Genomic DNA, 22,498 nt, shown 5'->3' on the forward strand with positions numbered 1-22,498 from the left:
CACTACGGGGATTCCCGCCCAGGTGGGGCGGAACGGACCCGGCGGATCCGGCCGCGCCCGGGCAGGCGCGGCCGAGGGCCCGCTCGTGCTCCGCCCGGCCGCGGGGCAGACTGTGGGGGTGCGCATGATGCTGCTGACCTCCGGAACCCGCGGCGACGTGGAGCCGTTCGCGGCCCTGGCCCGGTACGCCACGGCACAGGGGCATCGCGTCCGGCTGGGGGTCCCGGAGAACTCCGGGGTGGACCTCTCCGGGCTCGACACCGTGAGCCTGGACGTGGACTTCCACCGGCTGGTGCGGATCTCCGGGCTCGCGCCGTGGGCGGCGGTGCGCCACTTCCGCTCCGAGGTCGGCCCGGGGATGGGGAGGATGTTCTCCGCGGCGGTGCGGGAGACCCTCGCGTTCGACCCCGACCTGGTCCTGCACCACCCGCTGGTCCTCACGGCGCCGGCCGTGGCGGACGCCCTCGGCGTCCCGCGCGTGCTGGCCGAGTTCGTGCCCGTGGCGACGCCCACGCGGGAGTTCTCCGCCCCGGGCGGGCCCACGGTCTCCAGGGACCTCGGCCGGTTCAACCGGACGACCTACGCGGTCCCCCGCAGCGGCGCACGGCTGTTCCGCCGGGACGTCGAGCGCGCGTGCCGGCAGCTGCCCGGCGGCCGGGCGCCCGCACCCGCATCGGCGTCCCGCGCCACCCTGATGGGGATCAGCCCGCAGCTGCTGCCCAGACCCGCCGACTGGCCGGCCACGGTGCACCTGACCGGTTCCTGGCACGCCGGCGCGGGCGTCCCCGCCCCGGACCCCGAGGTGGCCGAGTTCGTCCGGGGCGGGCCGTGCCTGGTGGCGACCTTCGGCTCCATGGCGGCCGGCGACCCGTCCGTGCGGGGGAGGGCGGTCGTGGACAGCGCGCGTGCCCACGGACTGCGGACCCTCCTGGTCACGGGCTGGGGCGGGCTGGCCCTGCCGGAGGGCAGCCGCGGCGACGACGTGCTCGTCGTCCCGGCCGCACCGCTGGACGCCGTGCTCCCGGACGCCGCCCTGGCGGTCCACCACGGCGGGGCGGGGACCGTGCACACCGTGGCCCGCGCGGGTGTTCCGTCCGTGGTGGTGCCCTTCCTCGTCGACCAGCCCTTCTGGGGGCGGCAGCTGCACCGGCTCGGCGTCGCCGCGGCTCCGATCCCGCACCGGTCGCTGACGGCGGAGACCCTGGTCCCCGCGGTGGGCGACGCCCTCGCCCGCCGGGAGCGGGCCCAGCACGTGGGGCGCGCGGTGCGGGAGGAGCAGGGGCTGCGGGCCGCCCTCGACGTCCTCGGCGCGCTCTGAGCCCGGTGCGGGTCCGCGGCGCCCTGCCGGCCAGGCGCCCGCGCCGCGCACCGGCCCGGCGCCCGCGGCGGACCCATCGGTTCCACTGACGGATCGGCGTCGGAAATCATCGCTGTTCCGCACGGGTGGTGCCCTCGATACTGGAAGGACCGGACGACGCCCCGCCCGGCAGCACCCTTCCAGGAGGACCGCACCATGACCGTCGACCTGCTCCCGCCCCGCTCCACCCGGACCGCCTCGCTCCCGGACGAGGTCGCGGACGCCGCGACGCCGGCCCCGAGTCCCCGGGGCGGACAGCACGGATGGGCCGACGTCGAGCAGAACTGCCCGTACTGCGCGGGGCCCGAGACCGACTGAACGGCGCACCGCCTGCCGGGCGCTCGGCCGGAGCCCCTCCGTCGTAGTGTGGTCGGGAGCACCCCGACCGTCAGGAGGTCCGCCATGGAGCGGCGTCTGCCCCAGTGGTCCGAGCTGCGCCCGCTCCTGCAGTTCGAGACCCCCGTCCTCGACCGTCGCGCGGCCCGGCTGGCCAAGGCCGCGGACCTCTGGGACCTGCGCCGGATCGCCCGCCGCCGCACCCCGCGCCCGGCGTTCGACTACACGGACGGCGCCGCCCAGCGCGAGCTGACCCGCCGGCGCTCGCGGGAGGCGTTCGACGCGGTCGAGCTGCTGCCCCGGATCCTGCACGGCATCGCCGCCCCGGACCTGTCCGCGCCGATCGCCGGGACCCGGTCCGCGCTGCCGTTCGGCATCGCCCCGACCGGCTTCACCCGCTTCATGCACTCGGAGGGGGAGATCGGGGGAGTCCGTGCGGCGGCACGGGCCGGCATCCCCTTCACCCTGTCCACCATGGGCACGCGGTCCCTGGAGGAGGTGGCCGCGGCGGGTCCGGACGCCACCCGCTGGTTCCAGCTGTACCTGTGGAAGGACCGGGCCCGGTCCCGGAACCTCCTGGAGCGCGCCGCGGCCCACGGCTACGGCACCCTGCTCGTCACCGTGGACACCCCGGTGGCGGGCCAGCGGCTGCGGGACGTGCGCAACGGCATGGTCATCCCGCCGAAGCTGTCGCTGCGGACGGTGGCCGACGCCTCCCGCCGGCCCGAGTGGTGGTTCGACTTCCTGACCACGGACTCCCTGAAGTTCGCGTCCCTCTCGAGCACGAGCGCCGACCTGCCCACCATCACGAACTCGATGTTCGACCCGACCCTGTCCTACGAGGACCTCGAGTGGATCCGCTCCGTGTGGCCGGGGAAGCTCTTCGTGAAGGGCGTGCTGACCCGCGACGACGCCCGGCAGTCCATGGCCGCCGGGGCCGACGGGCTGGTGGTCTCCAACCACGGCGGCCGCCAGCTGGACCGCGCCCCCGCCTCGCTGCACGCGCTGCCCGAGGTGCGGGACGAGGTGGGCGAGGGCGTCGAGCTGATCCTGGACTCCGGGGTCATGAGCGGGGCCGACGTCATCACCGCCCTGTGCGCCGGCGCGGACTTCGTGCTCATCGGCCGGGCCTACCTCTACGGGCTGATGGCGGGCGGGCAGCAGGGCGTGGAGCGGGCGATCGAGCTGCTGGCCGAGGAAGTGCGGATCAGCATGCAGCTGATGGGGGCCGCGACGGTCGCCGACCTGGGCCCGCACCTGCTCGGCACCCGCCACCACCCCGACCTCTCCCGTCGGGACGCCCCGGCCGACCGGCGCTGAGCCACCGGCCTCGGCACCGAGGGGTCGCGTTCTGCCTCCGCCGCTGGCCGAGGAGTCGCGTTCTGCCTCCGCCCCTGCCGAGGGGTCGCGTTCGGCCGATATGTGGCCGCGATACCGGCCGAACGCGACTCCTCGCGATGGGAGGGGCGCCGGACGCGACCCCTCGGCAGTGGCGGAACCGCGGGCCGCTACAGGTCCGCGAGCACCGACACCGGGTTCTCCACGGCGTCGGCCACCATGCGCAGGAAGCCGCCGGCGGCCCCGCCGTCGCACACCCGGTGGTCGAACGCGAGGGAGAGCTGGGTGACCTTGCGGACGGCCAGCTGCCCGTCGACCACCCACGGGCGGTCGATGATCCGGCCGATCCCGAGGATCGCGACCTCCGGGTGGTTGATGATCGCCGCGGCCCCGTCCGTGCCGAACACCCCGTAGTTGTTGAGGGTGAACGTGGAGCCGGACAGCTCGGCGGGGCCGGCCTTGCCGGTGCGCGCGAGCTCGGTGAGCCGCCGGAGCTCGGCGTCGAGGCCGCGGGCGCTCAGGGTGTGCGCGTTGCGGATGTTCGGCACCACGAGCCCGCGGTCGGTCTGCGCCGCGAAGCCCAGGTTCACGCCGTCGAAGCGCACGATCTGCTGGCTGCCGTCCTCGAGGGTCTCGATCCGGGTGGCGAGCTCGGGGTGGCGGGCCAGGCCGGCGAGCACGAACCGCGCGATCAGGGCCATGAGCCCCGGGGCCCGCTCGGGATCCTGCGCCTTGAGCTCGGCGCGCAGCTGCACCAGCTTCGTGGCGTCCACGTCCACCCAGACGGTGGCCTCGGGGATCTCGCTGCGGGAGCGGGTCATGGCCTGCCCGATGGCCTTGCGGATCCCGGCGACCGGGAGCCGCTCGGCCACCCCCAGCCCCGTGCGGGCGTCCACGGCGGACGGCGCCACGGCGGACGGTCCCGGGGTGCGGGACGACGGCGCGGCGGCGGTCTCCCGCGGGGCCGTCGCCGGCTCCGCGGGGGCGTCCGCCGCGGCCACGACGTCGCGGCGCAGGATGAGCCCGCCGGGGCCCGAGCCGCGCACGGTGGAGATGTCGATCCCGCGGTCCTTGGCGAGCTTGCGCACGATCGGAGAGACGACCGTGGGCGCCAGGCGCGGGGCCGAGGCCATCGCGTCGTGGGCGGCGTCCGTGGCCGCGGCCTGCGCCGCCGCCTGCGCCGGTGCGGTGGCGGTCGCGGTGGCCTGCCCGTCCGCTGAACCGGCCCGCTTGGGCCGGCGCCGGCGCCCGGCCGTGCCGCCGGCGGGCGTGCCGTAGCCGATGAGCACGCTGCCGGATCCGGCGTCGTCGTCGGAGGCCCCGGCCGCCGCCTCGGGGTCCGCCCCGGCGCGCTCCTCCTCACGGTAGGACTGCTCGCCCTTGGGGCCGCCGCCCTGCGGGGCGGGGGTCCCGTCCCGGTCCCCGGTGTCGACGGAGATCAGCGGCGCCCCCACGTCGAGGGTCTGCCCGGAGGCGCCGTGCAGCTGGTGCACGGTCCCCGCGAAGGGGCACGGGACCTCCACGGCGGACTTGGCGGTCTCCACCTCGGCGATCGGCTGGTCCACGGCGACGGTGTCGCCCACCTGGACGAGCCAGCTCACGAGCTCGGCCTCGGTCAGTCCCTCGCCGAGATCCGGCAGGGTGAACGTCTTCACGGTCATGGTCAGTCCTCCCACTGCAGGTCGTCCACGGCGTCGAGGATGCGGTCGACGCTCGGCAGGTAGTGCTTCTCGAGCTTGGGCGCCGGGTACGGGATGTCGAACCCGGTCACGCGGCGCACGGGCGCGGCCAGGGAGTGGAAGCAGCGCTCCTGGACGCGGGCCACGATCTCGGCCGCCACGGACGCGAAGCCCGGCGCCTCGGCCACGACCACCACGCGCCCGGTCCTGCGCACCGACGCGGCGACCGTCTCGTCGTCGAACGGGACGAGGCTGCGCAGGTCCACGACCTCGAGCGAGCGCCCCTCGGCGGCGGCGGTCGCCGCGGCCGCCAGGGCGGTCGGCACGGACGGCCCGTAGGCCAGCAGCGTGGCGTCCTCGCCGGCGCGGGCGACCACGGCGCGGCCCTCCCGGCGCTCGGGCGACCGGTTCTCGTAGCGGTCCTTCAGCTCGGCCAGGTCCACGGGCGCCTTGGACCAGTAGAGCTTCTTGGGCTCGAAGAACACGACGGGGTCGTCGGAGTCGATCGCCTCGCGCAGCATGAGGTAGGCGTCCTCGACCGTGGCGGGGGTGAAGACCTTCAGGCCCGGGGTGTGGGCGTAGTAGGCCTCGGAGGAGTCGCAGTGGTGCTCCACGCCGCCGATGCCGCCGGCGTAGGGGATGCGGATGACGATCGGCAGGCGCACCGCGCCGCGGGTGCGGTTGTGCATCTTCGCGATGTGCGAGGCGACCTGCTCGAAGGCCGGGTAGGCGAAGGCGTCGAACTGCATCTCGATGACGGGGCGCATGCGGTTCATCGCCATGCCCACGGCCATGCCGGCGATCCCGGACTCGGCCAGCGGGGTGTCGAAGCAGCGGGTGCGGCCGAAGCGCTGCGTCAGCCCGTCGGTGATGCGGAATACGCCGCCGAGGGTGCCGACGTCCTCGCCGAAGACGACGACGCCGTCGTCGGCGGCCAGCGCGTCCGCCAGGGCGGTGTTGAGCGCCTGGGCGAAGGTGGCCGGCTTGACCGCCGGGGCCTCGCCGGCCGGGGCGGGGGCGTGGAGGGTGCTCACTGTCCGGTCTCCTCTCGGGCGAGCTCGGCGGCCAGGAACTGCTCCTGCTCGGCGAGCTGCGGGGTCTGCTCGGTGTAGACGTGGCGGAACAGCTCGAGCGGGTCGATCTCCACGTCGGCGTTCATGCCGTCGCGCAGGGCGCTGGCGACGTCCTCGGCGGCCGCGGCGATGCGCTGCTCCGCCGCCTCGTCGAGCACGCCCTCGGCGCCGAGGTAGGCGCGCATCCGGGTCACCGGGTCCTTGGCGATCCACTCCTGCACCTCGGCGTCGTCCCGGTAGCGCGTGGCGTCGTCGGCGTTGGTGTGCGCCTGCATCCGGTAGGTGTGCGCCTCGACGAGGAGGGGCTCGGACTCGGAGCGCGCCAGGTCCACGGCGCGGCGCAGGGTGGCGAGCAGCGCCACGAGGTCGTTGCCGTCCACGCGCTCCCCGGCCATGCCGTAGCCGACCGCCTTGTGGGCGAGGCTGGGGGCCGCGGACTGCTGGGACAGGGGCACGGAGATCGCGTAGCCGTTGTTCTGCACGAAGAACACGACCGGCAGCTTGAACACGGCCGCGAAGTTCAGGGCCTCGTGGAAGTCGCCCTCGCTGGTGGCGCCGTCGCCGCACATCGCCAGGACCACGGTGTCCTCGCCGCGCAGCTTCGCCGCGTGGGCCACGCCCACCGCGTGCAGCAGCTGGGTGGTCAGCGGCGTGGACTGGATGCCCACGCAGTGCTCGTACGGGTCGTAGCCGCCGTGCCACTCGCCGCGGAAGATCGCCATGACCTGCAGGGGGTCCACGCCCTTGGTCATGACCGCCACGGTGTCCCGGTAGGTGGGGAACAGCCAGTCGCCCTCTTCGAGGCACAGGGCGGCCGCCACCTGGCAGGCCTCCTGGCCGTGGCTGGACGGGTAGACGGCCATGCGGCCCTGGCGGACCAGCGCGGAGTTCTGGTCGTTGACCCGCCGCCCGACCACCAGCTTCTCGTAGGCGTCCAGCAGGACGTCCCGGGCGGGCAGCGGGTACTCGTGGCCGGGGCCGGTGCCCTGCTCCTCGGGGGCGAGCAGCCGCCCGCTCGGGTCGACCATGCGGATCTCGCCGCGGGCGGGGAGCATGTACTGCTCCGGCGTGATGCCGAAGGTCTGGGAGGCCCGGAGGATCGGGTCCTCGGGGGTCTCGACGGTCTGGCTCATGGTGTCCCCTCGGTCGGTCCCCGGTCCGGTCACGGGCCCGGGGAGGCAGGAAGGCTGGTGCAACTCTGTCTCCTCAAGTATGGGAACTGGACATGGTTCGTATCCATAGAGCCGGGAAATTGCAGAAGACTGAGACAGAGAGTCCACACAGTGTGGACGAAATGTTCTAGTGTGGCGTGGAGCACACGCATTCGTCCGGCACGTCGACGGACCTGCGACCGACCCATCCCGAAGGAGCCCGCCGTGCCCTCGACCCCCGTGTCCCTGGACGAGACCGACCGGAAGATCCTCGCGGAGCTCTCCCGGGACGCGAGGCAGTCGGTGACCGCGATCGCCGCGGCCGTGCACGTCTCCCGCGCCCACGCCTACGCCCGCATCAACCGGCTCCGGGACGAGGGCGTCATCCTGCGCTTCAGCACCGTGATCGACCCGGTGCGGGCGGGCCTGCAGGCCTCCGCCTACGTGACGCTCAAGCTCCAGCAGAACACCTGGCGGGAGCTGTGCGCCCAGCTCCAGGCGATCCCCGCCGTGCACCACATCGCCCTGGTGGGCGGGAACTTCGACGTCATGCTCCTCGTGCGGGCCGTGGACACCGTGCACCTGCGGCAGGTGATCTTCGAGCACATCCAGCAGCTGCCGGGCGTGGTGGACACCCAGACGTTCCTGATCTTCGAGGACATCGACACGCGGGCCTGACCCGCGGTCCCGGCGCCGGCCCGGTGCGCACGGCCGGCGTCATGTTCCGTCACGGTCGTCATCTTCCGTCGCGGAGGGACAGCCACTACCTCTGCGCATAGTGTTGTTCCAGCTTCACGAGACGTGACCGCCAAGCTCCGACTTGGTCACGCACCAACCCCATGCTCATTGGGTGGTTCGGATGAAGAAGCGGCCTGCATTCTCCGCGGCGCCCCACCGGGGGACCGCGGCCGTCCGGTGCGGGTAAGAGCAAGGCACAGGAGCAGCGCCATGTCCATCCCCGTGACCGACCACGACCTCGCGACCCGGCAGATCCACGCCGGCACCCACAGCGAGGTCACCCAGCGCACCCTGACGGTGCCGATCTACCAGACCGCGGCGTTCGAGTTCCCGGACTACGAGGCGGCCCAGCAGATGTTCGCCCAGACCCGGGCGGGCTTCACCTACACGCGCACCGGCAACCCCACGGTGGCGGTGCTCGAGCAGCGGATCAGCGACCTCGAGGGCGGCGCGGGCGCCGTGGCCACCGGCTCCGGGCAGTCCGCCGTGGCCGTCGCGCTGCTCGCCCTGCTCGGCCAGGGCACCGGCAAGCACCTCGTGGCCTCCGAGAAGCTCTACGGCGGGACCGTGGACCTGCTCACCGACTCCTTCGCGGACTGCGGCATCGAGGTCTCCTTCGTGGACCCCACCACCCCGGGGGCGTGGGCCGCGGCCGTGCGCCCCGACACCCGGGCGTTCCTGCTCGAGTCCATCGGCAACCCGCTGGCCACCCTGCCGGACCTGCCCGGGGTCGCCGACGTCGCCCGGGCGGCCGGGGTGCCCGTCGTCGTCGACAACACCCTCGCTTCCCCGGCCCTGTACCGGCCGCTCGAGAAGGGCGCCGACATCGTGGTGCACTCGGCCACCAAGTTCCTGGGCGGGCACGGCAATGCGCTCGCCGGGGCGGTCGTGGACGGCGGGACCTTCGACTGGTCCGCGCGGCCGGACAAGTGGCCGCAGTTCACGCAGGCCCGCGCGCGCTGGGGCGGGCTGAGCCTCGTCGAGAAGTGCGCCGGGGCCAGCCCCTACCTGCACCTGGTCCGGGCCAAGTACGTGCACGACCTCGGCACCACGCTGTCCCCGTTCAACGCCAGCCAGATCCTGCAGGGCACCGAGACCCTCGACCTGCGCGTGGCCCGCCACACGGCCTCCGCCCTCGAGGTCGCCGAGTTCCTGGCCGGGCACCCCGCCGTCGCCCGCGTCCACCACCCCGGCGTGCCCGGGGACCCCGGCGCCGGGATCGCCGCCCGGGACTTCCCGCGCGGGACCGGCTCCGTGTTCTCCTTCGACCTCGCCGCCCCGGACGCCGCCGTGGGGCCGTTCATCGACGCGCTCCGGCTGTTCAAGCTGGTCGCCAACGTCGGGGACACGCGCAGCCTCGTGGCCCACCCCGCGGCCATGACCCACTGCCGCCTGACCCCCGAGCAGCGCCGGGCCGGCGGGATCGCCGAGACCACGATCCGGCTGTCGATCGGCCTCGAGTCCCCGCAGGACCTCGTGGCCGACCTCGGCCAGGCCCTCGACACCGTCCACACCACCCGGAAGTGAGCCCCGCCATGACGTCCACCACCGCCACCCGCACCCGGGGGTTCACGACCACCGCCGTCCACGCCGGCCAGGAGCCCGACCCGCTGACCGGGGCGGTCATCCCGCCGATCTACCAGACCTCCACGTTCGCCCAGGACGGGATCAACGTGCTGCGCGCCGGCCACGAGTACAGCCGCGGCTCCAACCCCACCCGCAGCGGATTCGAGGAGCAGCTCGCGGCCCTGGAGCGGGGTGAGCGCGGGTTCGCGTTCGCCTCGGGGATCGCCGCCGAGGACGCCCTGCTGCGCGCGGTGCTGCGCCCCGGCGACCACATCGTGCTCGGCGCCGACGGCTACGGCGGCACCAACCGGCTGATCACGAAGGTCCTCGCCCCCTGGGACATCGGGCACACGGCCGTGGACATCACCGACCTCGACGCCGTCCTCGCCGCCGTGCGGCCCGGCTCCACGCGGGTGCTGTGGCTCGAGACGCCGTCCAACCCGCTGCTCGGCATCGCCGACGTCGCGGCCTGGGCGCAGCTGGCCCGGGACGCCGGGGCGCTGCTCGTCGTGGACAACACCTTCGCGTCCCCGTACCTGCAGAACCCCCTCGAGCTCGGCGCGCACGCCGTGGTGCACTCCACCACCAAGTACATCGGCGGGCACTCCGACGTGCTCGGCGGCGCCGTGGTCGTCGGGACGGCCGAGTGGCGCGGGGCCCCGCTCACGGAGGCGGTCGGCTTCCAGCAGTTCGCCGCCGGTGCCGTGGCCGGCCCGCAGGACAGCTACCTGGCCGCCCGCGGGCTCAAGACCCTGAGCCTGCGGATGGAACGCCACCAGGACAACGCGCAGCGGATCGCCGAGTGGCTGCTGGAGCGCCCGGAGGTCTCGCAGGTGCTCTACCCCGGGCTGCCCGAGCACCCCGGGCACGGGCTCGCGGCCGCGCAGATGCGCGGCTTCGGCGGCATGGTCTCCTTCCGGCCGGCCGGCGGGGAGGCCGCGGCCCGGGCGGTGGCGGAGGGCACCCGGCTGTACTCGCTGTCCGTGAGCCTGGGCGGGGTGGAGTCCCTGATCTGCTACCCCTCGGAGATGACGCACGCCTCGGTCAGGGGCACCGCGCTGGCCGTGCCCGTGGACCTGGTGCGGCTCTCGGTGGGCATCGAGGACGTCGAGGACCAGCTCGAGGACCTCGAGCGCGCGCTCGCCGGCGCCTCCTGACCCGGCGTCCCGGCGCCGACCGCACTAGCCTGGGGCGCATGAGCACCGGCACCCCGCAGCACAGCACCCCGCAGCACAGCACTGCGCAGCAGAGCACCCCGCACCACAGCACCCCGCACGAGGAGGCCCCGCTCGAGCTGCCCGGGCCGGTGGTGGGCACGGAGTGGCTGGCCGGGCACCTCGGGGACCCGCGGCTCGTGCTCGTGGACGCGAGCTCCACGCTCAACCGCGTCGACGAGGCCCTCCCCGGTGCGCTGCTCCTCGACCTGGACGGGCCCTTCTCGGACCCGTCCTCGGACCTGCCGCACACGGCGCCCCCGGCGGAGCAGCTGACCGCGGCGGCACGCGCGCTCGGCATCTCGCGGACGAGCACGGTCGTGGCCTACGACGGCAAGGGACTCTTCGCGTCCGCCCGGGTCTGGTGGCTGCTCCGGGCCGCGGGCTTCGACCGGGTCGCCGTCCTCGACGGCGGCCTCCCGGCGTGGGTCGCCGAGGGGCGGCCCACGGGGGCGCACGCCGCGCCGCCCGCCGAGCCCGGCGACGTCGAGCTGGTGCCCCGTGCGGGCCGCTTCGTCGGGGCGGAGGACGTCGCCCGCGCCCTGGAGGACCCGGGGGCCACCGTCCTGGACGCCCGCTCCGCCGGCCGGTTCGCCGGCACCGAGCCCGAGCCGCGGCCGGGTCTGCGCCCCGGGCACATGCCGGGGGCGGTCAACCTGCCGTACACCGACCTGCAGGACGCGCACGGGCGGCTGCTGCCGCTGCCGCGGCTCCGGGAGCGGATCGACGCGGCGGCGCCCGAGGGGCGGCGCATCGTCACCAGCTGCGGTTCGGGGATCACCGCCTGCGTGCTGGCGCTCGGCGCCCACCTGGCCGGTCGCGAGGACGTCGCGGTCTACGACGGCTCCTGGAGCGAGTGGGGCCGGCCCGGTCCCCGGCCCGTCGCGGGACCTGACGGGCTCAGCCGCGGGCCGGGCTCTCCCCGGCGGGAGTGATCCGCTCGGCCGCCTGTCCCGCCTGGTCGCGCTGCCCCGCGGCGCCGGGCCCGGGCTCGTCCAGCGCGGCGGCGGTGGCGAGGATGTTGCGGGCCATGGACGGGAAGATGAACCCGTGGAAGGGCCACACGCCCCACCAGTAGAGCCGCCCCGGCAGGCCCCGCGGGAAGAAGATGGCCCGCTGCGTGTACCGGCTGCCCTCGCCCTCGGGCTCCACGGACAGCTCGAGCCACGCCCGGCCCGGGGCCCGCATCTCGGCGTGCAGGAGCAGCTTGTGCCCCTCCTCCAGGTCCTCCACGCGCCACCAGTCCACGTACTCGCCCACCTGGAGGTCGGTGGCGTCCCGGCGGCCGCGGTTCAGCCCGGCCCCGCCCACGAGCTTGTCCATGAGGCCGCGGACCTGCCACGCGAGGGGCAGGGAGTACCAGCCGTTGCGCCCGCCGATGGACTCGATGACCCGCCACACCTGCTCGGGCCGCGCCGGGCCCGTGCGGCTGCGCTCGTCCACGAACACCGTGCGCCCCGCCCAGTCCGGGTCCGAGGGGAGCGGGTCGGCGGCGGCCTCGGAGGAGCTGTAGTGGACGTCCCACGTGGTCTCCACGGAGTTGTCCTCGATCTTCTTCAGCGCGAGGGCCACGGCACGGCGGTAGCCGGCCAGCCCCTCCGGCGGCTGCGGGATGTGGTCGTCGATGTCGTGCTCGTGCGACACGGCGGCGTGCTGCAGCGACTGCACGAGCGGCACGGCCAGGGCCAGGGGGATCGGCGTGACCATGCCCACCCAGAACCCCGACAGCCGGGGTGCGGGGAGGGGCAGGTGGAAGACCACCCGCCGCCGCAGCCCTGCGACCCGGGCGTAGCGGCGCATGGCGTCGGCGTAGGTCATGACGTCGCGCGAGCCGATGTCGAAGGTGCGGTTGAGTCCCTCCGGCAGGTCCATCGCGTGGACCAGGTAGTACAGCACGTCGCGGACGGCGATGGGCTCGATGCTGTTGGTCACCCAGGACGGCGCCGGCATGATCGGGAGGGTGTCGCCGAGGTGGCGGATCATCTCGAAGGACGCCGAGCCGGAGCCGATCACCACACCGGCCTGGAAGACCACCGCCGGGACGGAGCTCTCGAGCAGGATCTCGCCGACCCGGACCCGGGAGCGCATGTGCTGGGACAGCTCCACGCCCTGGGGGTGCAGGCCCGAGAGGTAGACGATGCGGCGCACCCCGGCCCGCTCCGCGGCCCGGGCCACGGTCCGGGCCATCTCGGCCTCCTCCTCCTCGAACTGCCGGGAACCGCCCATGGAGTGCACGAGGTAGTACAGGGTGTGCACGTCCTGGCACGCGGCGGTCATCCCGTCGAGGTCGTTGAGGTCCGTCTCGGCGACCTCCACCTCGTCCCGCCACGGCACGGCCCGCAGCTTGCCGGGGGAGCGGACGGCGACGCGCACCGGGTGCCCGGCCTCGAGCATCCTGGGCGCCAGGCGCCCTCCGACGTAGCCGGTGGCACCGGTGATGAGGACGCGCTGGGAAGAGCTCATGGCCTGCCTTTCGTGCGGGTTCCGCGAGCCTACCAACGCGGCCCGACAGGTTCCCGGCGGGGTCTCCCGGCCGCCGGTGCCCCGGCACGCGGAACGGCCGCGTGCCGGAGCGCCGCGGCCGTTCGGCGAGCCGTCCCGGGGGGACGGATCAGGGCAGGGCCAGGCGGAAGATCTTCGCCCAGTACGAGCCGACCTGCTTGGGCAGCGGCCCGGTCGTGTAGGGCAGCCCGTAGCGCTCGCAGATCTCCCGGACCTTCACGGCGACCTCGGCGTAGCGGTTGGAGGGCAGGTCCGGGAACAGGTGGTGCTCGATCTGGAAGGACAGGTTCCCGGTCATGAGGTGCATCAGCTTGGACCCGGAGATGTTGGCGGAGCCGAGCATCTGCCGCAGGTACCAGTCCCCGCGGGTCTCGCCCTCGATCTGCTCCTCGGTGAAGGTGTCCACGCCCTCGGGGAAGTGGCCGCAGAAGATCACGGCGTGCGCCCAGACGTTGCGGGCGGCGTTGGCGGTCACGGTCGCGGTCAGCGCCTGCTTCCCGGAACCCGTGAGCATCGCGGCGGCGGGCGTGGCCACGTAGTCCTTGGCGACCTGCTTGAGGAACTTGGCGCCGAGGGCCTTCAGCCCCTGCTTGAGGTCGGCCTTCGACTTGGTGCCCTCCCGCACCTGGTCGAACTCGAGGTCGTAGATGGCGATGCCGAACTCGAAGAAGGGGGCGAGCATCGCGTTGTAGAGCGGGTTGCCCAGGTTCCACCACTGCCAGGGCTGGCCCTCGTCCACGCGGAAGACGTTGTACCCGACATCGCGGTCCTTGCCGAGGACGTTCGTCCACGTGTGGTGCAGGTCGTTGTGGGTGTGCTGCCACGCCTTCGAGGGGGTCACGAAGTCCCACTCCCAGGTGGTGGAGTGGATGTCGGGATCGCGCATCCAGTCCCACTGCCCGTGCAGCACGTTGTGGCCGATCTCCATGTTCTCCAGGATCTTGGCCACGGTGAGCATGCCGGTGCCCGCGATCCAGGCGGGCTTGTGCTTGGCGAGCAGCAGCGTGGCGCGCCCGGCGAGCTCGAGGGAGCGCTGCGTGGCGATGACCCGGCGGATGTAGGCCGCGTCCTTGGCGCCGCGGGTGGCGACCACGGACTCGCGGAGGGCGTCGAGCTCGCGGCCGAGATCCTCGACCTGCGCGTCGGTGAGATGGGCGGCGGTGGACGGCTTGGGCGCGGCGGTGCGCTGGCCCGAGTCGAGCAGGAATGGGGTGACGATCGTCATGGTGTCGGTCCTTCCGGAACGGGGACGGGGTACGAGTGCTGGAGGTGTCGGGTCAGGCGTCGAGGCTGACGGGACCGGCGGCCGTGGACACGCAGGTCTGGACGAGGTGGCCGGGTTCGCCGTGGACCTCGCCGGTGCGGGTGTCGCGGACCTGCCCGGAGAGCAGCGGGGTCACGCACGCGTGGCAGATGCCCATGCGGCAGCCGCTGCGCATCATCAGGCCCGCGTCCTCGCCGGCGGCCAGGAGCGTCGTGCCGCTGTCGGCCTCGACCTCCGTGTCGGACTTCTCGAACGTCACGCGCCCGCCCTCCCCGCCGGAGCCGGGGGCGACCACGGCGGCGAAGCGCTCGACCCGCAGCTCGCCCTCCTCGCGGTTCCAGAGCGCCTCGGCGGCGTCGAGGAAGTCGGCGGGGCCGCAGGCGTAGGCGGCACGGTCGCGCCAGTCGGGGCACGCGGCGTCGAGGTCGGCGGTGGTTGCGAGGTCGAGGCGGCGGCCGCGCTCGCCGGTGAACCACTGCACGAGACGGAAGCCGGGGAACTGGTCGGTGAGCTCCAGCAGCTCCTCGCGGAAGAGCGAGTCCTCCGGGGAGCGCGAGGAGTGCACGAGCACCAGGTCGGCGTCCGCGCGGCGGGGAACGAGGGTGCGGATCATGGACATGACCGGCGTCAGCCCGCTGCCGGCGGTGAGCATCAGCAGCGGGCGCGGGCTCTCGGGGAGGACGAAGTCGCCCTCGGGCGGGGCGAGGAACAGGACGTCGCCGGGCCGGGTGCCGCGGACCAGGGCGGTGGAGACCTTGCCCATCGCCGTCACCGTGATGGCGGGGTCCTGCCCGGCGCCCGTGCTCAGGGAGTAGGAGCGCCAGTGCCGCACGCCGTCGATCTCCACGCCGATGCGGGCCCACTGGCCGGCCTCGTGCGCGTTCCAGCCCCGGCCGGGGCGGAAGCGGATCGTCACGGAGTCGGCGGTCTCGGGCACCACGGCGGTCACCAGGCCGCGCAGCTGGCGGGCGCTGGAGAGGGGGTCGATGAGCCGCAGGAAGTCCTCGGGCGAGCGGGGGGTGGTGAAGGCCGAGGCCAGGCGGGTGAACAGTCGCAGTTGGGGCACGTAATAACTGTGCCCCAAATCCGACGGCGTTTCTCGTCCTGTCGCGTACTCTTTCAGCAGAGAAATTGTGCTGCCGGAATGAAAGCAGGGGATCGTGGAGCAGATGGACCACAGGGCGCGCGCACAGCCGGCGCGCCGGGCGGACCGGGAGCTGCCGTGGACGTCCCTCCCCCCGGCGCTCACCCCCCTCCTCGTCCCGCACCTGCCCGCGGTCACGGAGGAGCTGCTGGACGCCGTGCGGCTCGACGTCCCCGTCTACGCACGGCCGTTGGAGGGGCTGTTCGGCGACAGCATCCGGCGCGGGGTCGAGGTGGCCCTGACCCGGTTCCTCCAGCTGCCCGGCACCCAGCAGACGGCGCTGATGGGCGACGACCGGCGGGTCTACGAGGGGCTCGGCCGCGGCGAGGTGCGGGAGGGCCGGCCGATGGACGCCCTCTTCGCGGCCTACCGCTCCGGGGCGCGCACCACGCTGCGCTCGCTCTCGCGGGTGGCCATGGACGCCGGGTTCGAGGCGTCCGTGCTGATCGGTCTCGCGGAGTCCGTCTTCGCCTACATCGAGGAGCTCTCCGCGGCCAGCGCCGAGGGGTACGCCATGGAGCAGTCCGAGCGGGCGGGGGAGCAGGACCGGCTGCTGGACGCGCTCGCGGACATGCTCGTCCGCGGCCACGTGGCCGAGGACGCGGTGCGCGCCGCGGCCACCGCCGCGGGATGGCCGGTGCCCGAGCGGGTGGTCGTGGTGACGCTGGCCGCCGACCGGCGGGTGGGGCTGCGCTCGCGCCTCGGGGAGCGGGCCCTGCTCACGTCCCGCCCCGGCGACGTCGTGGCGGTGGTCCCCGAGCCCGCCTCCCCGACGGGCCGCAAGGAACTGGCGCGCGCGCTCACCGGGCGCGGCGCGGTGATCGGCCCGGCCCGCCCCTGGTACGCGGCCCCCGACTCCCTGCGGCTGGCCGTGCTGACCCGGGACCTGCTGCAGCGGGAGGAACCGGCCGACGCCGGGCCGCTGTGGGTCTCCGAGCACCTCATGGAGCTCGTCCTGCACACCGAGCGCAGCGTGGTCGAGGACCTCGCCGCGCAGTGCCTGGCCCCGCTGGACGCGCTGAAGTCCGGGCAGCGGGAGCGGCTGGCCACCACCCTGCTGTGCTGGCTCGAGCACCACGGACAGCGCGCGGCGATGGCCGCCGAGCTGAACATCCACGAGCAGACGGTCGGGTACCGGGTGAACCAGCTGCGGGAGGTCTTCGGCGACTCCCTCCACGACCCCAAGAGCCGGTTCGAGCTCGAGCTGGTCCTGCGCGCCGGGTTCCGCTGAGCCGACGCCCCGGCGCACCCGGCGGGCTCAGCCGGTCCGCTTGTAGGCCTCCCGCTCCCGGGCGTCGGAGTCGATCTGCTCCTGGACCGTGATCGCGCTCCCGCCCAGGTGCGCCGGCATCCACCACGCGCCGGGCTCCGGGGTGACGGGGTAGTCCTCGACGCACCGGTCGATCCCCTCCTGCAGCACGGAGCGCAGCCGTGCGCTCGCGGCGCGGACGTCCTCGCCCGGGGCCACGCGCAGCACCGGGCCGACGTGGACGCGCACCGGGGTGCGCCACACGTCGCGCAGCCGGATCCCGCCGCGACCCCGGGTGAGCATCCGGTGGCCGCCCCACACGGACACCGGGATGATGGGGGCACCGGTCTCGGCGGCCATGCGCACGGCGCCGGTGCGCAGCGGGCGCACGGTCCAGCTGCGGCTGACCCCGCCCTCGGGGAACACCGCGAGGAACTCGCCGCGCGCCAGCTTCGCCACGGCCTCGGCGTAGGCCGGGGCGCCGTCGGCCCGGTCGACGACGACGTGGTCGCACAGCCGGCACACCGCGGTGACGAAGGCGCTGCCGGTGTGCTTGCGGGTGATGAGGAAGCGGGAGTGGGCCCGCAGCCGGCGCCAGACCACCAGCTGCGCGAAGACGAAGTCGAGGTAGCCGAAGTGGGTCACCGCCACGACGGCGCCCCGGCCCGGCCGGACCTCCCGGTCCAGCCCGTGCACCACCTGGTCGGTGGGCAGGTGCTCCTCGCCCGAGACCAGCAGGGGCACGCGGAAGAGCTTCACGGCGGCCAGGCCGGCGAGCACGATGGCCCGGTAGGCGTACTTGTTGGGGCGCAGCAGCGGGGCCACGGGCCTCCCTCGGGAACAGGCCCGCGGAGGGCGGGCCGGGAACGGTCTGCCGAGAATCGTAGACCAGGGCGCGGCACGTCGCCGCCGGCGCCGTGCGGAACGGCGGGGAACCGCCGCCGCCGAGTGCGGTCATCCCCCATACCGGGCGCGGGCCCGGCCCCGATACGCTGGCAGCACCGCGCCGTTGCGGCGCTCGCGGCGCCGGGCACCGCAACCGGTTCCGCCCCTGCCGACCAGGAGACCCCGATGTCCTACCTTCCACCGTCAGCACCTCGTCCCCAGTACCGGGCGCAGGGGGACGACCGCACCATCGCGGTCCTCACCCACCTGTCCGGCCTGATCGGCGCGCTGGTCTCCGTCGGGTGGCTCGGCTTCGTGGGCCCCCTCGTCGTCTGGCTGGTCTACCGGGAGAAGAACGCGTTCCTGCGGGCCACCTCGGCCGGATCGTTCAACTTCAACCTGTCCATGTGGCTGCTCAACGTGGCCGCGTGGGTGTGCCTGTTCACCGTGATCCTGATCCCCGTGGCGATCGTGCTGTGGATCGTCGCCGCGGTGCTGCTGGTCGTGTGCCACGTCCTGGCCGTGCTCAAGGCCAACAAGGGCGAGGTGTACCGCTACCCGCTGCAGCTGCCGGTCCTCGGCTAGTCCTGGTGGAGGAGGGCCGGCGTGGTCCGGCCCGCGTGCGAGAGCACCACGACCGCCACGAGGACGAGCAGGGCGGCGCTGAGGCCGTCGAAGCCGATCAGCGCCAGCACCGGTCCGGCGAGCGCGCCGCCGGTCGCGCCGGCGAGGTTCATGAACAGGTCCGAGACGCCCTGCAGCTTCGGCCGCTCGGCGGGCGGGACGGCCTCGGCCACGAGCGTCGAGCCCGCGACCGTCGAGGCCGACCACCCGAGCCCGAGCAGGACCAGGCTGATCGTCACCAGCACCGCCGACGTCGAGCCGAACCAGGACAGCACGAGGGCCGCCACGAACATGGCCTGCCCGAGCAGGATCGTGGGGCGGCGGCCGACCCGGTCCGCGAGCCAGCCGAACACGGGGGCGAGGGCGTACATCCCGGCCACGTGCAGGCTGATGGTCAGGCCGACGACGCTCAGCGACGCGCCGTGGATCGTCAGGTGCACGGGCGTCATGGACATGAGCGCCACCATCACGGCGTGGCTCAGCGCCACGGTGAGCACGGCCCGGCGGGCCGGCGACGAGGCCCGCAGCACCGCCAGCCCGCCCGCGGGGGAGGGCTTGTCCCTGCCCGCGGCCTCTCCGTCGGCCACGGCCAGCAGCAGCGGGTCCGGCCGCAGCGCCGTGAGGTAGACCAGGGCGCCGCAGGCCTGCGCCACGAGGGCGATGACGAACCCGCCCGTGAGCTCGGGCAGGCCCAGGGCCCGCCCGATCAGCTCGCCGGGCTCGAAGAGGTTGGGGCCCAGCACCGCGCCGATCGTCGTGGACCAGACCACGAGGGAGAGGTCCCGGGCGCGGGTGTCGTCCTGGGCGAGGTCGGTCGCCGCGAACCGGGACTGCAGATTGAGCGCCGAGCCGGCGCCGAGCAGCGCCAGGCCCACCAGCAGGACGGGGAAGCTGGAGAGGACGGCGGCGCCGATCGTGATCGAGGCGCCCGCCATGGCGGTGAACGCCCCGGTGCTCAGCGAGATCCGCCGGCCGCGGGCCTGGGCGAGCCGGGCGAGGGGGACGGCGAGCAGGGCCGCGCCCAGGGTGTTCATGGTCGCGGCCATGCCGGACCAGGCCGAGGAGCCGGAGACCTCGGTGACGAGGAGGGCGCCGAGGGCGAGGGTGGCGCCGACGCCCAGCCCGCCGAGGATCTGGCCGAGCGCCAGGACGCGGACGACCCTCCGTTGCAGGGCGCGCCGGTCCACGGTGGAGTTCGTCGGGTGCATGACCGCCATCCTATACCCCAGGGGGTAACCCTTCCGGGGTGTGTCGGAGCCCTCCGGTGTGGTTCGATGCTCGGCATGAGCTCCCTGCCTGATCCCGCGACCGAGCGTGCTGCCGGAACCGACCTCGTGCTCGGCGAGGACGGGCTCGCCCGCCCCGAATGGGCGGCAACGGACCCCCTCCTGCGCGCGTACTACGACACCGAGTGGGGTGCCCCCGTGCGGGACGAGCGGGGGCTCTACGAGCGGATCTGCCTCGAGGGCTTCCAGTCGGGACTGTCCTGGGCCACGATCCTGCGCAAGCGGCCCGCCTTCCGCAGCGCCTTCGCGGACTTCGACCCGGACACGGTCTCCGAATTCGGACCGGCCGACGTCGACCGGCTCCTGGGCGACGCCGGGATCGTGCGCCACCGGGGCAAGATCGAGGCCACCGTCGGCAACGCCCGCGCCACCGTGGCCCTGCGCGCCGAGGGCGGGCTGGCCGATCTCGTGTGGTCGTTCCGCCCGGCGCGGACCCCGCGGCCGCGCACGGCGGACGAGGTGCCGACCCGCTCACCGGAGTCCGAGGCCCTGTCCCGGGCCCTGCGGGCGCGGGGCTTCCGCTTCGTGGGGCCGACCACGATGCACGCGCTCATGGAGGCGGTCGGGATCGTCGACACCCACCTGGTCGGCAGCCACCGCCGCGGCAGCTCCGGGGTGTGGCCGGAGGCGCCGGACGGTGCGTAGGATTCCTGGCACCGCACCCGACGACGCCCCGCGTCGCCTTCCGGCAGGAGGCCCGGCCATGTACGATAACAGCAAGCAGCACAGCGCGGTGCTGCCCCTGGTGCTGAGCACCGTGGGCTCCGTCCTGATCGGCATGGTGGTGCGGAGGCTGCGGGAGGACCGGGCGGCCGCCCGCGGCGAGGTCGCCGGCCGGGCGGGCCGAGCGGCGGGACGGGCCCGGCCCGCCCGGAAGAACTCGCGCGGGCCGGTGCTCTGAGACCGTGACGAGCCACGCGATCAGCTGGGTGGACGTCTTCTCGGTCGCGCCGCTGGGCGGAAATCCGCTCGCCGTCGTGCACGGGGCCGACACCCTCGACGAGGACACGATGGCGCGCTTCGCCCGCTGGACCAACCTCTCCGAGACCACGTTCCTGCTCGAGCCCTCCGCCCCGGGCGCCGACTACCGGGTGCGGATCTTCACGCCCGGCGGGGAGCTGCCGTTCGCGGGGCACCCCACGCTCGGAACGGCCTCCGCCTGGCTCGCCCTCGGCGGGGAGCCCGCGGGCGAGGACGTCGTGCAGGAGTGCGGGGTCGGGCTCGTGCCCGTCCGGCGCCGCACGGACCGGCTCTCGTTCGCCGCCCCGCCCCTGCTGCGCTACGAACCCGTCGCGGAGCCCGCGCTGCTGGACCGGGTCGCACGGTCCCTGCGGCTGGCCCCGTCCGCGCTGCTCGACGTGTCCTGGCTCGACAACGGCCCCGGCTGGATCGGCGTGCGCGTGGCCGACGCCGAGGCCGTCCTGGGGGTCCGTGCGGACTGGTCGGCCATGGCGGGGCTCAAGCTCGGCGTGGTCGGGCCCCACCCCCACGGCGCGGAGTGCGCGGTCGAGGTGCGGGCGTTCGTGGGCGACTGGGTGGTGGAGGACCCGGTCACGGGCAGCCTCCACGCGGGTCTGGCCCGGTGGCTGACCGACAACGGGTGGGCCCCGGACCGCTACGTCGCCGCCCAGGGCACGGTGCTCGGGCGCACCGGGCGCGTGGTGGTGCAGCGGGACGCGGAGACCATCTGGGTCGGCGGTCACGTCAGCCCGGTGGTCCGGGGGACCGTGGAGCTGTAGCCGACGGGGTGTCGGCGTCCGTCCTGAGTATCGTTGGCACATGACGACCCAGGACATCACCTTCCGCACCCGCAAGTGGGTCAAGCCGGAGGACCTCAACGCCAACGGCACCCTGTTCGGCGGGAGCCTGCTCCGCTGGATCGACGAGGAGGCGGCGATCTACGCGATCGTCCAGCTCGGCAACCAGCGCGCGGTGACGAAGTACATGTCGGAGATCAACTTCGTGAGCTCCGCAGAGCAGGGCGACATCATCGAGATGGGCCTGACCGCCACCGCCTTCGGCCGCACGTCCCTGACCATGCGCGCCCAGGTGCGCAACATGATCACCCGGGACCTCATCCTGAGCATCGACGAGATCGTCTTCGTGAACCTCGACCGGGAGGGGCGACCCACCCCGCACGGCTACACGGAGATCACCTACGACCGGGACCGGATCCCCGCCACGGCGCTGCCCGCGGTGCACGAGAAGGGCCGCTGAGATGGCGGTGCGGCGCCTGAGCGCCGAACGGGTCACCGACTCGGTCACCTACCACGGCGAGGGGCCGTGCTGGTCCGCGTCCTGGGGCGGACTGCGCTGGGTCGACATGCTCGCGGGGGACGTGCTGCTCCTCGGCGCGGACGGCGAGGTGCGGCGCCGGCACGTGGGCGACGTCGTCGCCTGCGTGCGCCCGCGCGCGACCGGCGGCGCGGTCCTGGCGGTCGAGACGGGGGTGGTCCTCGAGGACCCGGACGGTGCCCTCCACCCGCCCGAGCTGCTCTGGGAGCCCGGGGCGGTCCGGATGAACGAGGGCGGGGCCGGCCCGGACGGCTCCTTCTACGTCGGGTCCATGGCCTGGGACCAGGCCGAGGGGGCGGCCACGCTCTACCGCGTGCACCCGGACCTGCGGTGGGAGCCGGTCCTGGAGGGCGTCACCGTCTCCAACGGCATCGCCTGGTCCCCGGACGGAGGCCTGGCCTACTACAACGACACGCCCACCGGGAAGATCGACGTCTTCGACTGGTCGGAGGCCGCGGGGCTGCACGGCCGCCGCACCTTCGTGGTCCCCGAGCTCTCGGAGGGGGACGTCCACCCCGACGGGCTGACCGTCGACTCGGCGGGCGCGGTCTGGGTGGCGCTGCACGGCGCCGGCCAGGTGCACCGCTACACGGCCGACGGCGCCCTGGACACCGTCGTGACGGTCGGGGCGCGCCAGACCACCGCGTGCTGCCTGGGCGGGGAGGACCTGCGCACCCTCTACATCACCACGTCCCGGGAGAACCTCGCCGCCGACGAGGACCCGGCCGCCGGCTCCCTGTTCGCCGTCCGGGTCGACGTGCCCGGCCTGCCCGTCCTGCCCTTCGGGGGCTGAGCGC

General features: G+C 74.2%; 22 protein-coding genes and 1 riboswitch. Of the genes, 14 read left to right on the forward strand and 8 right to left on the reverse strand.

Going from position 1 to position 22,498, the window contains the following annotated elements; all coding sequences use genetic code 11:
* The first annotated feature begins 124 nt into the window (after nt 1–124).
* From Q0817_RS07705 to Q0817_RS07715, 3 genes are all read left to right on the forward strand, one after another.
* A complete protein-coding gene (locus Q0817_RS07705; RefSeq protein ID WP_298585606.1) occupies nt 125–1,318 on the forward strand; it encodes a glycosyltransferase in 1,194 nt (397 codons plus the stop codon).
* A gap of 195 nt (nt 1,319–1,513) precedes the next feature.
* Nucleotides 1,514–1,675: a hypothetical protein gene (locus Q0817_RS07710; protein WP_298585573.1), complete on the forward strand. Its 162-nt coding sequence runs from the start codon at nt 1,514–1,516 to the stop codon at nt 1,673–1,675.
* 84 nt (nt 1,676–1,759) lie between these two features.
* Nucleotides 1,760–3,013, forward strand: a complete 1,254-nt coding sequence (locus Q0817_RS07715; protein WP_298585574.1) for an alpha-hydroxy acid oxidase — start codon at nt 1,760–1,762, stop codon at nt 3,011–3,013.
* A 188-nt stretch (nt 3,014–3,201) separates the two neighbouring features.
* On the opposite strand, the gene Q0817_RS07720 is transcribed toward Q0817_RS07715, so the two are convergent.
* Genes Q0817_RS07720 through Q0817_RS07730 form a run of 3 tightly spaced genes read right to left on the reverse strand, consistent with a single transcriptional unit; the run spans nt 3,202 to nt 6,916 of the window.
* Entirely contained in the window at nt 3,202–4,692 is a 1,491-nt protein-coding gene (locus tag Q0817_RS07720; RefSeq protein WP_298585575.1) for a dihydrolipoamide acetyltransferase family protein, read from the reverse strand.
* Nucleotides 4,693–4,694: 2 nt separating this feature from the next.
* Nucleotides 4,695–5,744, reverse strand: a complete 1,050-nt coding sequence (locus Q0817_RS07725; protein ID WP_298585576.1) for an alpha-ketoacid dehydrogenase subunit beta — start codon at nt 5,742–5,744, stop codon at nt 4,695–4,697.
* Nucleotides 5,741–6,916: a thiamine pyrophosphate-dependent enzyme gene (locus Q0817_RS07730; RefSeq protein ID WP_298585577.1), complete on the reverse strand. Its 1,176-nt coding sequence runs from the start codon at nt 6,914–6,916 to the stop codon at nt 5,741–5,743. The genes Q0817_RS07725 and Q0817_RS07730 overlap by 4 nt, the downstream gene beginning before the upstream one ends.
* 243 nt (nt 6,917–7,159) lie before the next feature.
* Between Q0817_RS07730 and Q0817_RS07735 the strand changes: the two genes are divergently transcribed.
* The 4 genes from Q0817_RS07735 to Q0817_RS07750 all read left to right on the forward strand — a co-directional run bounded on the left by Q0817_RS07735 (nt 7,160) and on the right by Q0817_RS07750 (nt 11,387).
* A complete protein-coding gene (locus Q0817_RS07735; protein WP_298585578.1) occupies nt 7,160–7,612 on the forward strand; it encodes an Lrp/AsnC family transcriptional regulator in 453 nt (150 codons plus the stop codon).
* Nucleotides 7,613–7,724: 112 nt separating this feature from the next.
* A riboswitch (SAM riboswitch) is annotated at nt 7,725–7,858 on the forward strand.
* 24 nt (nt 7,859–7,882) lie between these two features.
* Nucleotides 7,883–9,199: an O-acetylhomoserine aminocarboxypropyltransferase/cysteine synthase family protein gene (locus tag Q0817_RS07740; RefSeq protein WP_298585579.1), complete on the forward strand. Its 1,317-nt coding sequence runs from the start codon at nt 7,883–7,885 to the stop codon at nt 9,197–9,199.
* 8 nt (nt 9,200–9,207) lie between these two features.
* Complete coding sequence (locus tag Q0817_RS07745; protein WP_298585580.1) at nt 9,208–10,395, forward strand: cystathionine gamma-synthase; 1,188 nt, start codon at nt 9,208–9,210, stop codon at nt 10,393–10,395.
* Between the two features lie 38 nt (nt 10,396–10,433).
* The gene (locus tag Q0817_RS07750; protein ID WP_298585581.1) at nt 10,434–11,387 is read left to right on the forward strand and encodes a sulfurtransferase; all 954 of its coding nucleotides are present in this window, start codon (nt 10,434–10,436) and stop codon (nt 11,385–11,387) included.
* Here the strand turns inward: Q0817_RS07750 and Q0817_RS07755 are convergent.
* From Q0817_RS07755 to Q0817_RS07765, 3 genes are all read right to left on the reverse strand, one after another.
* Nucleotides 11,353–12,915 (reverse strand): SDR family oxidoreductase, encoded by a 1,563-nt coding sequence (locus Q0817_RS07755; RefSeq protein WP_298585582.1) that lies wholly within the window; start codon nt 12,913–12,915, stop codon nt 11,353–11,355. The two genes, Q0817_RS07750 and Q0817_RS07755, sit on opposite strands and share 35 nt — an antisense overlap.
* 148 nt (nt 12,916–13,063) lie before the next feature.
* A complete protein-coding gene (locus tag Q0817_RS07760) occupies nt 13,064–14,179 on the reverse strand; it encodes an acyl-CoA desaturase (RefSeq protein WP_298585583.1) in 1,116 nt (371 codons plus the stop codon).
* A gap of 52 nt (nt 14,180–14,231) precedes the next feature.
* Complete coding sequence (locus Q0817_RS07765) at nt 14,232–15,284, reverse strand: ferredoxin reductase (protein WP_298585584.1); 1,053 nt, start codon at nt 15,282–15,284, stop codon at nt 14,232–14,234.
* 103 nt (nt 15,285–15,387) lie between these two features.
* Between Q0817_RS07765 and Q0817_RS07770 the strand changes: the two genes are divergently transcribed.
* On the forward strand, nt 15,388–16,593 hold the full coding sequence (locus Q0817_RS07770) for a helix-turn-helix domain-containing protein (protein ID WP_366139864.1): 1,206 nt from the start codon (nt 15,388–15,390) through the stop codon (nt 16,591–16,593).
* Between the two features lie 27 nt (nt 16,594–16,620).
* On the opposite strand, the gene Q0817_RS07775 is transcribed toward Q0817_RS07770, so the two are convergent.
* Nucleotides 16,621–17,436: a 1-acyl-sn-glycerol-3-phosphate acyltransferase gene (locus Q0817_RS07775; RefSeq protein ID WP_298585586.1), complete on the reverse strand. Its 816-nt coding sequence runs from the start codon at nt 17,434–17,436 to the stop codon at nt 16,621–16,623.
* A gap of 246 nt (nt 17,437–17,682) precedes the next feature.
* Here Q0817_RS07775 and Q0817_RS07780 point away from each other — a divergent pair, with 246 nt between their 5' ends.
* Nucleotides 17,683–18,081 carry a DUF4870 domain-containing protein gene (locus tag Q0817_RS07780; protein ID WP_298585587.1) on the forward strand — a complete coding sequence of 133 codons (399 nt, stop codon included), beginning with the start codon at nt 17,683–17,685 and terminating at the stop codon, nt 18,079–18,081.
* Here Q0817_RS07780 and Q0817_RS07785 read toward each other — a convergent pair.
* On the reverse strand, nt 18,078–19,337 hold the full coding sequence (locus Q0817_RS07785; protein WP_298585588.1) for an MFS transporter: 1,260 nt from the start codon (nt 19,335–19,337) through the stop codon (nt 18,078–18,080). The genes Q0817_RS07780 and Q0817_RS07785 overlap by 4 nt on opposite strands.
* 57 nt (nt 19,338–19,394) lie before the next feature.
* Here Q0817_RS07785 and Q0817_RS07790 point away from each other — a divergent pair, with 57 nt between their 5' ends.
* Genes Q0817_RS07790 through Q0817_RS07810 form a run of 5 tightly spaced genes read left to right on the forward strand, consistent with a single transcriptional unit; the run spans nt 19,395 to nt 22,494 of the window.
* Complete coding sequence (locus Q0817_RS07790) at nt 19,395–20,051, forward strand: DNA-3-methyladenine glycosylase I (protein WP_298585589.1); 657 nt, start codon at nt 19,395–19,397, stop codon at nt 20,049–20,051.
* 58 nt (nt 20,052–20,109) lie between these two features.
* Nucleotides 20,110–20,307, forward strand: a complete 198-nt coding sequence (locus tag Q0817_RS07795) for a hypothetical protein (RefSeq protein ID WP_298585590.1) — start codon at nt 20,110–20,112, stop codon at nt 20,305–20,307.
* 4 nt (nt 20,308–20,311) lie between these two features.
* Nucleotides 20,312–21,145: a PhzF family phenazine biosynthesis protein gene (locus Q0817_RS07800; RefSeq protein ID WP_298585591.1), complete on the forward strand. Its 834-nt coding sequence runs from the start codon at nt 20,312–20,314 to the stop codon at nt 21,143–21,145.
* Nucleotides 21,146–21,185: 40 nt separating this feature from the next.
* Nucleotides 21,186–21,623 (forward strand): acyl-CoA thioesterase, encoded by a 438-nt coding sequence (locus Q0817_RS07805; protein WP_298585592.1) that lies wholly within the window; start codon nt 21,186–21,188, stop codon nt 21,621–21,623.
* Between the two features lies 1 nt (nt 21,624).
* Complete coding sequence (locus Q0817_RS07810; RefSeq protein WP_298585593.1) at nt 21,625–22,494, forward strand: SMP-30/gluconolactonase/LRE family protein; 870 nt, start codon at nt 21,625–21,627, stop codon at nt 22,492–22,494.
* Nucleotides 22,495–22,498 lie beyond the last annotated feature (4 nt).

This window comes from uncultured Kocuria sp., assembly GCF_947500125.1.
Taxonomy (GTDB): domain Bacteria; phylum Actinomycetota; class Actinomycetes; order Actinomycetales; family Micrococcaceae; genus Kocuria.